This is a genomic window from Kitasatospora sp. NPDC092948, assembly GCF_044754805.1.
In the GTDB taxonomy this organism is placed as follows: domain Bacteria; phylum Actinomycetota; class Actinomycetes; order Streptomycetales; family Streptomycetaceae; genus Kitasatospora.
This window is the reverse complement of sequence record NZ_JBIVPU010000007.1, coordinates 250,345-264,246: the sequence shown is the minus strand read 5'-3', so window position 1 is coordinate 264,246 and position 13,902 is coordinate 250,345. Positions and strand designations below refer to the sequence as shown.

The 13,902-nt window shown below is 73.8% G+C and carries 9 protein-coding genes; 5 read left to right on the top strand and 4 right to left on the bottom strand.

All coding sequences use genetic code 11. From position 1 onward, the window contains the following. The first annotated feature begins 145 nt into the window (after positions 1-145). Positions 146-3,442 (top strand): BTAD domain-containing putative transcriptional regulator, encoded by a 3,297-nt coding sequence (locus ACIQF6_RS22600; RefSeq protein ID WP_400897695.1) that lies wholly within the window; start codon positions 146-148, stop codon positions 3,440-3,442. Positions 3,443-3,489: 47 nt separating this feature from the next. Continuing rightward, complete coding sequence (locus ACIQF6_RS22595) at positions 3,490-4,806, top strand: MFS transporter (protein ID WP_400897693.1); 1,317 nt, start codon at positions 3,490-3,492, stop codon at positions 4,804-4,806. 19 nt (positions 4,807-4,825) lie between these two features. On the opposite strand, the gene ACIQF6_RS22590 is transcribed toward ACIQF6_RS22595, so the two are convergent. From ACIQF6_RS22590 to ACIQF6_RS22580, 3 genes are read right to left on the bottom strand one after another with little or no spacing between them, the layout of a single operon-like run. Further along, entirely contained in the window at positions 4,826-5,512 is a 687-nt protein-coding gene (locus tag ACIQF6_RS22590; RefSeq protein WP_400897833.1) for an FAD:protein FMN transferase, read from the bottom strand. A gap of 23 nt (positions 5,513-5,535) precedes the next feature. Continuing rightward, positions 5,536-6,030, bottom strand: coding sequence for an FMN-binding protein (locus ACIQF6_RS22585; protein ID WP_400897690.1), 495 nt, complete (start codon positions 6,028-6,030; stop codon positions 5,536-5,538). Positions 6,031-6,044: 14 nt separating this feature from the next. After that, positions 6,045-7,403 (bottom strand): ferric reductase-like transmembrane domain-containing protein, encoded by a 1,359-nt coding sequence (locus tag ACIQF6_RS22580; protein WP_400897688.1) that lies wholly within the window; start codon positions 7,401-7,403, stop codon positions 6,045-6,047. A 180-nt stretch (positions 7,404-7,583) separates the two neighbouring features. Here ACIQF6_RS22580 and ACIQF6_RS22575 point away from each other — a divergent pair, with 180 nt between their 5' ends. Continuing rightward, a complete protein-coding gene (locus ACIQF6_RS22575) occupies positions 7,584-8,288 on the top strand; it encodes a response regulator transcription factor (RefSeq protein ID WP_400897686.1) in 705 nt (234 codons plus the stop codon). Further along, positions 8,285-9,745, top strand: coding sequence for a sensor histidine kinase (locus ACIQF6_RS22570; RefSeq protein WP_400897684.1), 1,461 nt, complete (start codon positions 8,285-8,287; stop codon positions 9,743-9,745). Before ACIQF6_RS22575 ends, ACIQF6_RS22570 begins: the two co-directional genes overlap by 4 nt. 247 nt (positions 9,746-9,992) lie before the next feature. Here the strand turns inward: ACIQF6_RS22570 and pepN are convergent, their stop codons facing one another. Further along, positions 9,993-12,557, bottom strand: a complete 2,565-nt coding sequence (pepN, locus tag ACIQF6_RS22565) for an aminopeptidase N (RefSeq protein WP_400897682.1) — start codon at positions 12,555-12,557, stop codon at positions 9,993-9,995. A 159-nt stretch (positions 12,558-12,716) separates the two neighbouring features. Between pepN and ACIQF6_RS22560 the strand changes: the two genes are divergently transcribed. Continuing rightward, entirely contained in the window at positions 12,717-13,886 is a 1,170-nt protein-coding gene (locus tag ACIQF6_RS22560; protein WP_400897680.1) for an ROK family protein, read from the top strand. Positions 13,887-13,902 lie beyond the last annotated feature (16 nt).

Sequence of the window (13,902 nt, the reverse complement as noted above, 5' to 3'; positions counted from 1 at the left end):
TGGGCACCCGGGTACCAGGCAGTAACCCCCTGGTCGCCCCCCATTGCAGGCAGCTACACTCGACCGCGCACTGCCAAGTGCACACGGGGGCGAAGGACACGGGGGGAACTGTGGGGACGACGCGGGGCGACCGAGGCGCGCCGGTTTGAGCGCCGGGGGCCGGGCCAATGAGTTCCGGGTCCTCGGGCCGCTCGACGTCTGGGTGGCCGGGGCGCATGTGGCGGTCGATTCCAGAAAGCTGCGCATTCTGCTCGCCGCGCTGCTGCTCCAGGCCAACTCGGTGGTCGAACTCGACCGGCTGGCCGAATTCCTGTGGGAGGACCGGAGACCGGCCAACCCGCGGGCGGCACTGCACACCTACGTGCGGCGGCTGCGGATGCTGCTCGGCGACACCGGCCTGGTGGCCACCGCCAGCACCGGCTACAGCATCGAACTCGGCGAGGACGAACTCGACCTGTTCCGCTTCCGCCGGCTGGTGCGCACCGCGGAGCGGGCCCCCGAACCGGCCGAACGGGCCCGGCTGCTGACCGAGGCGCTGGCCGTCTGGCGCGGCCCGGCACTGGCCGACATCCCCTCCGACTCGCTGCGGCTGGAGGAGTACGAGGGGCTGGAGGAGGAGCGGCTGACCGCCCTGGAGGCGCGCTTCGAGGCCGAGTTGATGCTCGGCCGGCACGCCTCGCTGATCAAGGACCTGCGGGCCTCGGCGATCGACAACCCGCTGCGCGAGCGCTTCTGGGAACTGCTCATGCTGGCCCTCTACCGGGCCGGCCGGCAGGCCGAGGCGCTGGAGATCTACCAGCAGGTGCGCCGCCGGCTGGTCGAGGAGCTCGGCATCGACCCGGGCGAGCGGCTGCAGGCCCTGCACCACGGCATCCTGGAGTCGGACCCCAGCCTGGCCGCGCCCGACACCGCCCCCGCCGAGCCCGGCCCGGCCGCCGCGGTGCCCGCCCAACTGCCGCCCGGCGCCCTCGGGTTCGTCGGCCGGCAGAAGCTGGCGGAGCGGATCGCCCGGGTGCTGCCGCCGGTCCCGTCCCGCACCGGGGTGCCGATCGTGGTGCTGTCCGGGCCGCCCGGCGTCGGCAAGAGCGCCCTCGCCGTGTCGGTCGGCCGCGGACTGCGGCAGTCCTTCCCGCACGGGCAGCTCTACGTCAACCTGCGCGGCTACGACCGGCTCGGCCAGGACCCGCCACTGGCCCCCGAGCAGGTGCTCGCCCAGTTCCTGCGGAGCCTGGGCGTCCCGGCCAAGCAGATCCCGGTGGAGCTGGACGAGCAGGTCAACCTGTACCGCTCCCGGCTGGCCGGGAAGAACGTGCTGATCGTGCTCGACAACGCGGCCAGCGTCGAACAGGTGATGCCACTGGTGCCCGGCGAGGCCGGCTGCTCGGTGCTGGTCACCAGCCGGCACCGGCTGCGGGTGCTGGTCGCCAGCCAGGGCGCCCAGGTGATCCAGGTCGACACGCTCAGCCCCGCCGAGTCCTGCGAACTGATCGACGGCATGCTGCGGCAGGCCGGCGTGGCCATCGACCCGCAGGTGGTGCCCGAGGTGGCGCAGCTGTGCGCGCACCTGCCGCTGGCGCTGCGGATCGCCGCCGCCAACCTGATCAACGCGCCCGGCGGGCAGACCGGCGAGTACCTGGACAACCTGCGGCGCGGCAACCGGCTGGCGGCGCTCGCCGTCGAGGACGACATGAGCTCCGCGGTGGCCGGCGCGATCGCGCTGTCCTACGACGCCATCGACCCGGACGGCCAGGCGATGTTCCGGATGGCCGGACTCTTCCCCGGCGCCGAGTTCGCGGCCAACGCGGTCGCCGTGCTGGCCGACACCAGCGCCGCGCAGGCCCGCGCCACGCTGAACCGGCTGGAGGCCGCCAACCTGCTCCAGCAGCACGCCCCCGGCCGCTACCAGTTCCACGACCTGCTGCGGGAGTTCGCCTGCGAGCGGGCGTTCGCCGAGACCACCGCCGAACAGCGGGCCAAGGCCCTGGAGCGGCTCGGCCAGTGGTACCTGGTCGGCGTGCGCAACGCCGTCGACGACCTGCACACCGAGTTCGTCCGGCTGGCCCTGCCGGCCGGCATGCCGGCCGCCGCCGAGGCCCCGCAGTTCGCCGACGAGAGCCAGGCCACCGCCTGGCTGATCGCCGAACGCCGCAACCTGATGGCCTGCGTCCGGTTCTTCGGCGCCGAGGGCCCGCACTACCTGTCCTGGTACCTGGCGGACGCGCTGCGCGGCTTCTTCTGGACCGGCAAGTACCGCAGCGAGTGGGACGAGGCCGCCCGCACCGGCCTGACCGCCGCCGAGCAGGGCACCGACCAGCACGGCATCGCCTCGATGCACCGCAGCCTCGCCAACCTGCACAACACCCTCGGCGACTACCGGCGGGCGATGGCGCACCACCGGCAGAGCATGGCCGCGCACCGCGAACTCGGCATGGTCGAGGAGGTCGCCGCGACGCTCAACAACCTCGGCCTCGCGCACCTGAGCCTCAGTCAGCTCGACGAGGCCGAGCAGGCCGCCGGGGACGCGCTGGCGATCGCCCGGGAGAGCGACTTCCCGCGGATCGAGGCCGCCGCGCTCGGCCTGCTCGGCTCGATCCACTGGACCCGCGGCAACATGGCCGAGGCCGACGCGGCGATCACCGCCTCGCTGGCCGCCGCCGACCGGCTGGGCCTGCACCACATCGCCTGCTACGGGCTGCGCAACCTGGGCATGGTCCACCAGGCCGTCGGCGACCCGGCCGGCGCCCGCGGCTACTTCCGCCGGGCCCTGGACATCTCGCAGCGGATCGACTCGCTGTACGACCGCAGCATCGCGCTGTACGGACTGGCCCTGGTCGAGCACGACTTCGGCCGGCACGCCGAGGCGATGGAGGCCGCCCGGCAGGCCCTCGCCGCGTTCCAGGAGTGCGGCGACCGCACCTGGGAGGTCGAGACGCTCTGCACCATCTCGCTGATCGCCCAGGGCCTCGGCGAGCCGGTCGAGTCCGCCCGGTACGCGACCACCGCGGTCGAGGCGGCGCGGCAGATCGGCTACCCCGACGGCGAGGCGCACGCGCTGGCCCGACTGGCCGTCACCTCGTACACCGACGGCTGCGTCCGGGAGGCCGCCGCCTACGCCGAGGCCGCGTCCGGGCTGATCGACGCCAGCGCCAGCCGGATCACCCAGGGCCGGGTGCTCGTCCAACTCGTCCCGGCCCTGCTGGAGTTCGGCGACCCGCAGGCCGCCGACGAGCACGCCCGACGGCTGCTCGCGGTGTCCGAGGGCAGCGGCCAGGCGCTCGGCACGGCCCGGGCCAAGCAGGCCCTGGGCACGCTCGCCGCCGGTCGCGGCGAGACCGAACAGGCGCGCGTCCTGCTGACCGACGCGTTCACCGTTCTCGCGGAGGTCGGCATCCCGGAGGCCGAGACCGTCCGGGCGCTGCTCCGCACCCTTCCCTCGTGCTGACAACGTCGTCGGCCGCCGCCAGGCCAAGTGATCCCTCGGAGGATCCCGTGTACCCGACGCACACCCTGCCAGCAGCGGACGAGTCCCATCCGGAGACCGCCCGGCGGCCCCGGCCGCGCCGCTCCGGCGTGCCGATCGCCTCGATCGGCAACGCCCTGGAGTGGTACGACTGGAACGCCTACGTCGCCTTCGCCGTCCTGATCGGCCCGACCTTCTTCCCGCACGCGAGCCCCGGCGCCGCCCTGCTGGACACCCTCGCGGTGTTCGCGGTCGGCTTCCTCTTCCGCCCGCTCGGAGCGGCACTGATCGGCGCGTTCAGCGACCGGCACGGCCGGCGGGCCGCGCTGACCCTGTCGGTGCTGCTGATGAGCGGCGGCAGCCTGCTGGTCGCCGTCACCCCCTCCTACCAGCGGATCGGCCTGGCGGCGCCGCTGCTGCTGGTGCTCGCCCGCGCCGTCCAGGGCATGTCCTCGGGCGGCGAGGTCACCGCGATGAGCACCTACATCAACGAGATCGCCCCCGCCGGCCGGCGCGGCCTGTGGTCCAGCGCGATCTACGTCTCCACCACCCTCGGCACCCTGGCCTCCACCCTGCTCGCGGTGGCCCTGCGCGACACCCTGACCCCCACCCAACTGCACGACTGGGGCTGGCGCCTGCCGTTCGCCCTCGGCGCGCTGTTCGGCCTGTACGCCTGGTACCTGCGCCGGCGCGCCGACGAGAGCGCGCTGTTCGAGGCCGCCGCGCCCGAGCGGGTGCGCCACCCCGCGCTGGAGGTGCTGCGCCGCCACCCGGCGGCCACGTTCCGGGTGGTCGGCTTCACCGTCGGCACCACCGCCGTCTACTACACCTTCGCCGCCTACCTGCCGGTCTACGCCCAGCAGACCCAGCACGTCCCGGCCCGGTCCGCGCTGTGGGCCGCGGTGCTCGCGCAGGTGCTGTTCGTGCTGGCCATGCCGCTGTTCGGGATGCTCTCGGACCGGTACGGCCGCCGTCCGCTGCTGCTGGTCTTCGGCGCCGGGTTCACCGTGCTCTCCCCGGCCCTGTTCGCGCTGCTCGGGCACTCCGCGCTGTCGCTGTTCGCGGTGATGTCGGTGGCCCTGCTGCTGTTCGGCTGCTGCGCCGCCGCCGCGCCCTCCGCGATGCTGGAGATGTTCCCGACCGCGGTCCGCTCCAGCGGCATCGGCCTGTCCTACTCGCTGACGGTGGCGCTGTTCGGCGGCACCGCGCCCTACCTGATCACCTACCTGTCGGCGCGCGGCCTGGCCCGCTGGTTCCCCTGGTACGTCTCGCTGCTGGCGCTGGTCAGCACCGTCGCGTTCGTGCGCTACCGGGAGACCGCCGACGTGGACCTGGCCGCGGTCTGAGCCCGCGGCCGCCCGGCGGTCACGGCAGGCCGGGAGTCTCCTCCTGCCGCCCGTCCGGGTGGACCAGCAGCGCCGGAACGCCCCTCGCGGTGAGCCACTCGAGGGCGTGCGGCATCGCGAAGGCCGCGGTGGCCAGGGCGTCCAGGTGCGCGAGGCGGTCGCCGACCAGGGTGAGCGAGGCGTAGGACGTCGCCGGACGGCCGGTGTGCGGATCGACGATGTGCGGGCCGCGCTCGGCCGTGCCGGAGGTGGCGACGGCCAGGTCGTGGCCGGCGACCACGCGGGCCACGGCGCCGGGGCGGTGCGGATCGGCGATGCCGATCCGCCAGGGGCCGCCGGCGGTCTGCACGTCGCCGCCGCCGCTGACGCAGTGCTGGACGGAGCCCGACTCGCGCAGCGTCCGGGAGGCCTCCTCGACGGCCCAGCCCTTGACCCAGCCGCTCGGGTCGAGGCGTCCGCCGGGCGTCGCGGTGAAGTAGCCGTCGGTCTCGGCGGCCAGCTCCGCGCAGCGCTCCAGCACCTGCCCGACCTCCGGGTCGCACGCGGCGAGTTCGAGCTCGCCGCGCCCGAGCCGGCTGATCTCGCTCTCCGGCCGGTACGGCGAGAACACCGCGTCGATCCGGTGCAGGCGGGCGACGATCCGGGCCAGCGCGTCGGCGGTGCGGGGGCCGGGGTCGCGGACGGTGAACGAGAAGACCGTCCCCATCACGTGCTCGACATGGGCGGCGGTCACTTCTTCGCCGCCTGGTCGAGGGCGCTCTGCAACGAGCGGGTGTAGCCGTCGCTGGTGTAGGTGGCGCCGGAGACCACGTCGATGTGCGCGCTCTGCGCGTCCATCGCCTCCTGGTTGAGCTGCGGGACGGCGTAGCTGTTGATCTCCTGGTCGCGGCGGTCCCGGTTGGGGTACTGGATCACGTCGATCTTGCCGATCGCGCTGCCGTTCATGGTGACCCGCACCTGCACCGGCCCGTACCGGGTGTTGATGGCGCTGCCGGTGACGGTCCGGGCGGCGCCACCGGAGGCGGCGCCGGTCGACGGCGCGGACGACGAGGGCGTCTGCCCGGTGCTGCCGCCGCTGCCGCCGCTGCTGCCGGTGCCGCCGGTCGCGGGGGAGACGGGGGAGGAGGAGATGGCGGCCGCGGTGGACGGGTCGTGCGGCTTCAGGGAGAGCAGCAGGACGACCCCGGCGGCGGTCGCGGAGGCGGTGATGACGGCTCGGCGCATGGCGGTGGGGGCTCCTAGAAGACGAAGGACTCGTGGTGGATGCGGGACGGCCGGACCCCGGCGGCGCGCAGCACGCGGACCGCCTCGGCGGTGAACGCCTCCGGCCCGCACAGGTAGACCTCGTGCCGGCGGAGGTCCGGCACCAGCCGGTCCAGCGCCGCGCCCAGGTCGCCGACCTGCTCGCGGCTGCCGAGCAGCTCGTGCACCCGCTTGCCCCGGCTGCCCGCGGCGACGGCCGCCAGCTCGTGGCGGAACAACAGGTCCTCGGGCCGCCGGGCCCGCTGCACGAGGGTCAGCCGCCCGGGCAGCGACTCGAACAGGGCGCGCAGCGGGGTGATGCCGACGCCCGCGCCGAGCAGCAGCACCGGCCCGCCGTGGCGGCGCCGCGCGGTGAACGCCCCGTACGGGCCCTCCGCCCGGACGGGCGTGCCGGGGGCGAGGCCGGCCACCGCGGCGCTGTGCGCGCCCAGGCCCTTGACGGTGAAGCGCAGGAAGTTCGGGTGCGGGGGAGCGGACATCGAGTAGGGGTTGGCGGCCCAGCGCAGCTCCGGGGTGAGGAACTGGAGCCGGAAGAACTGGCCGGGCTCGGCCCGCAGTTCGTCCAGGTGGCGGCCGGTCAGGAAGACCGAGACCACGCCGGGCCCCTCGGCCCGGACCTCGGCGACCCGCAGCCGGTGCCGGCGGTCGCGCAGGAACGGCCGCAGCAGCCGGTACCAGCCGAGGACGGCGGCGGTGCCGAGGTACAGCAGGTACCAGAGGGCCTTCGCCTTGTTGTCGGCCAGGTCGGCGCCGGTGGTGAGCTGGTGGCCGAAGCCGAGCGCGACGGCCAGGTAGGTGGCCAGGTGCAGGTAGTACCAGGCCTCGTAGCTCAGCCGGCGGCGGGCGGCCCGGGCGGAGACCGCGCCGGTGCCGAGGATCAGCAGGGTGGCGGCGGTGGCCTTCAGCATGTCGGGGAAGTCGAGGACGATCTCCACGCCCTGGTTCCACAGGCCCTGGCCGCTGGTCAGCGCGTAGCCCCAGACGACGGTCAGCACGTGCACGGTGATCAGCGACACCAGGTAGCGGCCGCCGAAGGCGTGCCAGCGGGCCATCCGGTCGGCGCCGACCTCGCGTTCGAGCACCGGTATGCGGGCCATCAGCAGCAGCAGGACCGGTGCGGCGTAGCCGGCCAGCAGGCCGGTGATCCGGCCGGTGCCGGTCAGCCAGTCCGCGGCGCCGGCGATCCGCGGGGTGTCGATCCACCACAGCGCGAGCACGCCGAGCGCGCCGAACGCGATCAGGGCGAGCGCGCCGTGCCGGACGGCGTCCGGGGGCAGGCTCCGGCGCGGGGCGGCGCGGCGGGCGGCCCGGGTCGAGGCGGTCAGTGCGGTCAACGGGCGCCCTCCTTCGTCAGTGCACCGCCACCGTGACACCGGAAGCTCTCAATTCCCTATGAAAGGACGCCGCTCCGGGACCGCGATGGCGGCGTTTGCGCTGGTCGCCGGGGCTGCACCCGACACGACGCAGTCGGATGATCTCACCGCTTTCTCATGCCGGAACGCAAGAATGGGCCCATGCAGCACGCGGACACCCCCTGGCGGGTCCTGGTGGTCGACGACGAACCCGACCTGGTCGAGGTGATCTGCGGCGCCCTGCGGTACGAGGGCTGGCAGGCCCGCGGCGTCACCGCCGGCCTCGACGCCGTCACCGCCGCCGCCGACTGGCACCCGCACGCCATGGTGCTCGACGTGATGCTGCCCGACTTCGACGGCCTGGAGGTGCTGCGCCGGGTGCACCGCACCGACCCCGAGGTGCGGGTGCTGTTCCTGACCGCCCGGGACGCCGTCGAGGACCGGATCGCCGGCATCTCCGCCGGCGGCGACGACTACGTCACCAAACCGTTCAGCCTGGAGGAGGTCGTGGTCCGGCTGCGCGGACTGCTCCGCCGCACCGCCCCCGCCGGCCCGGCCGCCCCCGGCGCCCTCACCGTCGGCGACCTGCACCTGGACCCGGTGGCCCGGGAGACCAGCCGCGGCGGCGAGGCCGTCGACCTCAGCCCCACCGAATTCGCCCTGCTGCGCTACCTGATGGAGCACCCCCGACAGGTGCTCAGCAAGGCGCAGATCCTGGACGCCGTCTGGTCCTACGACTTCGGCGGCCAGGCCCACGTGGTCGAGCTGTACATCAGCTACCTGCGCCGCAAGATCGACGCCGGCCGGCCACCGATGATCCACACCGTGCGCGGCGCCGGCTACGTGCTCAAGGCGCCCACCGGATGAGGGCCGTCGGGCGGCCCCGCACGCTGCGCGGACGGCTGGTGGCCGGCGTGCTCGCCCTGCTCGCCGTGATCTGCGTCGGCGTCGGCATCGCCACCGGCTGCGCACTGCGGCACTTCCTGGTCGACCGGATCGACCAGCAGCTCAACGCGTCCGGCGGCCGCTACGCCGCCAGCCTCGAACACCCCGGCGACAGCGGCCACGACACCCGCGCCCAGTCGCCCGGCACCTTCGGCGCCCGCCTGCTGAACGGCACGGTCACCCACGCCGCCGTGGTCGGCGGCATCCCGCCCGGCGACGACGACCCCGTCCCGATCGCCGGCAGCGGAGGCGGCGACGCCGCCGTCCCGCTCACCGACCAGGACGTGCGCACCCTGCGCACGCTCCCGGTGAACGGACACCCCCGCGACCTCACCCTCTCCGCGCTCGGCCACTACCGGGCCGCCGCCGTCGCCGGCCAGGACGGCGACGTGCTGATCACCGGCCTGCCGCTGCACCCCCTCGACGAGACCGTGCAGCGCCTGCTGCTGATCGAACTCGTGGTGTTCGCGGGCGCGCTGGCCGTCGCCGCCGTCGCCGGGACGTTCGGCGTCCGGCTCGCCCTGCGCCCGCTGGATCGGGTGGTGGCCACCGCCGAACGGGTCTCCGCACTGCCGCTGGCCAGCGGCGCCGTCGACCTCGGCGAGCGCGTCCCGGACGCCGACCAGGGCACCGAGGTCGGCCGGGTCGGCGCCGCGCTGAACCGGATGCTCGGCCACATCGGCGACGCGCTGACCCGCCGTCAGGACGTCGAGCAGCGGCTGCGCGCGTTCGCCGCCGACGCCAGCCACGAACTGCGCAACCCGGTGGCCGCCGTCCGCGGCCACGCCGAACTCGCGCTCCGCCACCCCGGGCCGGTGCCCGAACCGGTCCGGCACTCGCTGGAGCGGATCACCGCCGAGTCGCAGCGGATGGGCACCGTGGTCGAGGACCTGCTGCTGCTCGCCCGGCTCGACGCGGGCCGCCCGCTGGCCGTCGAGGACGTCGACCTGACCCGGATCGCGCTGGACTGCGCCGCCGACGCGAGGGCCGCGGCGCCGCTGCACCGCTGGCTGCTGGAACTGCCCGCCGAACCCGTCACCGTCCCCGGCGACCCGCACCGCCTCGGCCAGGTGGTGGCGAACCTGCTGGCCAACGCCCGCACCCACACCCCCGACGGCACCGAAGTCACCCTCCGCCTGGAGACCGCCGCCGACCAGGTCGTCCTCACCGTCGCCGACAACGGCCCGGGCATCCCGCCCGAACTCCTCCCCCACGTCTTCGAACGCTTCGTCCGCGGCGACCCCACCCGCTCCCGCCGCACCGGCTCCACCGGCCTGGGCCTCGCCATCGTCGACGCGGTCGTCCACGCCCACGGCGGCACGACAACGGTGCTCAGCGCACCGGGCGGGACGGCCTTCCGGGTGACCTTGCCGGGGTGAACCACCGGGGAGCGCACCACCAGGGGCGCGGGGAACTGCGCGAAGCGGAAGGCACCCCACCGCAAGATCGCGACGCAGGACAATGACCTGCACGTGATCGCGACCTCGCGGACGTGACGTGCGCTCGTCGCGCAGTTCTCCCCCCAGCCCTGGCGGGCCGGGAGGCACGCCCACGCACCCCTGGTGGTGAACGCACCGGGGCCCGGGAGAACGTGTCTGTCCCCCCGGACCCCTTACCGACCCCGCGTCAGCGGTCGGCGGACTGCGCCTTCAGCGCCCGCTCGACACCCGCACGGGCCTCGACGACCTGGCGCCGCAGCGCCGGCGCCGGCTCGGCCGAGGCCAGCCAGGCGTCGGTGGTGTCCAGGGTGGCCTGCGAGACCGCGTACGCGGGGTACAGGCCGCCGATGATCTGCTGCGAGATCTCGTGGCTGCGGGTCTCCCACACCTGCTTCACCGAGGCGAAGTACTTCTCGGTGTACGCCGCGAGCAGGTCCCGCTGGTCGGGCTGCTGGAAGCCGGCGATGACGGCCTCCTGGACGTAGTTGGTCAGGTTCTCGGACTCCACCACGGACGCCCAGGCCTCGGCCTTGGCCTCGGCGGTCGGGCGGGCCGCCCGGCAGGTGGCGGCGTGCTCCTGGCCGGAGGAGGTGTTGTCGCGGGCGAGCTCCGCGTCGATCGCGGCCTCGTCGGCGCGGCCGGTGGCGACCAGGCGGCCGAGCAGGGTCCAGCGCAGCTCGGTGTCGACGGCCAGGCCCTCGACGGTCTCCGAGCCGTCCAGCAGCCCGGCGAGCAGCGCGAGCTGACCGTCCGTCCGGGCGGAGCCGGCCAGCGCGCGGGCCCAGGCGAGCTGGTGGTCGCTGCCGGCCGGGGCCTCGCGCAGCGCCGTCTCGGCGGCGGCCGCCCAGCGCTGGAGGCCGCTCTCGCGCCACGCCGGGTCGGCGTACAGCTCCAGGGCGAGCTTGACCTGGCGGTGCACCGACTGGACCACGCCGATGTCGCTCTCGCGGCGCAGGCCGGACAGCGCCAGCGACAGGTAGTCGCGGGTGGCGAGTTCGCCGTCGCGGGTCATGTCCCAGGCGGAGGCCCAGCACAGCGCGCGCGGCAGCGAGTCGGTGAAGTCGCCGAGGTGCTCGGTGACGACGGCCAGCGAGTCGGTGTCGAGGCGGACCTTCGCGTAGGACAGGTCGTCGTCGTTGAGCAGCAGCACGGCGGGCCGCTGACGGCCGGTCAGCTGCGGGACCTCGGTGCGCTCGCCGTCCACGTCGAGCTCGATCCGGTCGGTGCGGACCAGGTCGCCGTCGACCAGCTCGTACAGGCCGATGGCGATCCGGTGCGGGCGCAGCACGGCCTCGCCGCGGGCGCCGGCGGGCAGCGCCGGGGCCTCCTGGAGGACGGCGAACGACTCGATGACGCCGTTCGCGTCGACGGCCAGCGACGGCCGCAGCACGTTGATGCCGGCGGTCTCCAGCCACGCCTTGGACCAGGTGCGCAGGTCGCGGCCGCTGGCCTCCTCCAGGGCGCCGAGCAGGTCGGTGAGGCGGGTGTTGCCCCAGGCGTGGCGCTTGAAGTAGGCGCGCACACCCTGGAAGAAGGCGTCCTGGCCGACGTACGCCACCAGCTGCTTGAGCACCGAGGCGCCCTTGGCGTAGGTGATGCCGTCGAAGTTGACCTGGACGTCCTCCAGGTCGTTGATCTCCGCCATGATCGGGTGGGTGGACGGCAGCTGGTCCTGCCGGTACGCCCAGGTCTTCATCTGGTTGGCGAAGGTGGTCCAGGAGTGCGGCCACTTGGAGCCGGGGGCCTCGGCCTGGCAGACCGCCTCGGCGAAGGTGGCGAACGACTCGTTCAGCCAGAGGTCGTTCCACCACTCCATGGTGACCAGGTCGCCGAACCACATGTGGGCGAGCTCGTGCAGGATGGTCGCGGCGCGCAGCTCGTAGGAGGCGTCGGTGACCTTCGAGCGGAACACGTACTGGTCGCGGAGGGTGACGGCGCCCGCGTTCTCCATCGCGCCGGCGTTGAACTCCGGGACGAACAGCTGGTCGTACTTCGCGAACGGGTAGGCGAAGTCGAACTTGTCCTGGAAGTAGTCGAAGCCCTGCTTGGTGACGGCGAAGATCGCGTCCGCGTCCAGGTACTCGCGCAGCGAGGGGCGGCAGTAGACGCCGAGCGGCACGCGCTGCGCGCCGTTCTCGTAGCTGTCGAACACGCCGACGTAGGGGCCGGCCACCAGCGCGGTGATGTAGCTGGAGATCCGCGGGGTGGGCTCGAAGGTCCACACCCGGGTGTCGCCGTCGCCGGTGGGCTCGGGGGTCGGCGAGTTGGAGATCACGACCCAGCCGGCCGGGGCGGTGACGGTGAAGGCGAAGGCGGCCTTCAGGTCGGGCTGCTCGAAGCTGGCGAACACCCGGCGGGCGTCCGGGACCTCGAACTGGGTGTAGAGGTAGGTCTCGCCGTCGGCCGGGTCGACGAACCGGTGCAGACCCTCGCCGGTGTTGGTGTAGGCGCAGTCGGCGACGACCCGCAGCTCGTTCTCGGCGGCCAGCTCGGGCAGCGCGATGCGGCTGTCGGCGAAGTTCTCCAGCGGCAGCGAACGGCCGTTGAGGACGATCTCGGCGACGGCGGGGGCGACCAGGTCGATGAAGGTGGAGGCGCCGGGCTCGGTGGCAGTGAACCGGACCACGGTGGTGGACCGGAACGTGCCGCCCTCGCGCGCCGAGCTCAGGTCGAGCTCGATGTCGTACGCGTCCACATGCAGGAGTGCGGCCCGGGTACGGGCCTCCTCACGGGTCAAGTTGGTGCCAGGCACGCAGGACTCCTTCGTCAGAGCTTGGTTACCGGGCATCCTCCCACGTGCGTAACGATCCGTGTTCGTACTTGACGGGCCCTCCGATCGGTACCGGAGCATAGAGTTCAGAAGTTGAAGCTGGACTTTGGACGAACGCAAGTGCGCCCTGGAGGGTGGAACATGTCGACGGACACACCGGGATCGCAGTCCTCGCTGCACCGGGCGAATCTCGAACGGGTGCTGCGGGCGGTGCGGATGGCCGGATCGCTGACCCAGGCCGAGATCGCCCGGGGCACGGGGCTGTCGGCCGCGACGGTGTCCAACATCGTCCGGGAGCTCAAGGAGTCCGGCACCGTGGTGGTCGCCGACACCTCCTCGGGCGGCCGCCGGGCGCGCAGCGTCTCGCTGAGCGGGGACGCCGGGATCGTGGTGGGCGTGGACTTCGGGCACACCCACCTGCGGGTGGCGGTCGGCAACCTGGCGCACCGGGTGCTGGCCGAGGAGAGCGAGCCGCTGGACGTGGACGTCTCCGCCCAGCAGGGCTTCGACCTGGCCGAGCGGATGGTGGCGCGGCTGCTGGAGCAGGCCGGCTTCCAGAACGACAAGGTGATCGGCGTGGGCCTGGGCGTGCCCGGCCCGATCGACCAGGAGACCGGCGAGCTCGGCTCGACCGCGATCCTGCCCGGCTGGACCGGCGTGATGCCCGGGCAGGAGCTGGCGCAGCGGCTGGGCATGCCGGTGCACGTGGACAACGACGCCAACCTGGGCGCGCTGGGCGAGCTGGTCTGGGGCGCCGGGCGCGGCCTGGGCGAGCTGGCGTACATCAAGGTGGCCAGCGGCGTCGGCGCCGGCCTGGTGATCAACGGCCAGATCTACCGCGGCCCGGGCGGCACGGCGGGCGAGATCGGGCACATCACGCTGGACGAGGCGGGCCCGGTGTGCCGCTGCGGCAACCGCGGCTGCCTGGAGACCTTCGTGGGCTCCCGCTACCTGCTCAACCTCTTGAACGCCAACCACCCGGGCGAACTGACCCTCGGAAAGGTGGTGCAGCTGGCCCAGCAGGGCGATCTGGGCTGCCGCCGGGTGATCGCCGACGCGGGCCGCCAGATCGGCATGGGCGTGGCCACCCTGTGCAACCTGCTCAACCCCCGCCGGGTGATCCTGGGCGGCGACCTGGCCGAGGCCGGTGAGCTGGTGCTTTCCCCGATCCGGGACTCGGTGGCCCGGTATGCGATCCCCAGCGCCGCCCGTCAGCTGTCGGTGGTCCCGGGAACGCTCGGGGGCCGTGCCGAGGTGCTCGGGGCGCTCGCCCTGGTGATGAGCGAGATGGGGGAGACGGGCGGGCTGTGAGTGGCCTCCCGGGGAT

Excerpts from the sequence above, each read along its gene's own strand:
- ACIQF6_RS22590 (WP_400897833.1), bottom strand. The coding sequence starts at position 5,512 with ATGGGGACGGTCTTCTCGTTCACCGTCCGCGACCCCGGCCCCCGCACC.
- ACIQF6_RS22585 (WP_400897690.1), bottom strand. The coding sequence starts at position 6,030 with ATGCGCCGAGCCGTCATCACCGCCTCCGCGACCGCCGCCGGGGTCGTC.
- ACIQF6_RS22575 (WP_400897686.1), top strand. The coding sequence starts at position 7,584 with ATGCAGCACGCGGACACCCCCTGGCGGGTCCTGGTGGTCGACGACGAA.
- ACIQF6_RS22570 (WP_400897684.1), top strand. The coding sequence starts at position 8,285 with ATGAGGGCCGTCGGGCGGCCCCGCACGCTGCGCGGACGGCTGGTGGCC.
- ACIQF6_RS22560 (WP_400897680.1), top strand. The coding sequence starts at position 12,717 with ATGTCGACGGACACACCGGGATCGCAGTCCTCGCTGCACCGGGCGAAT.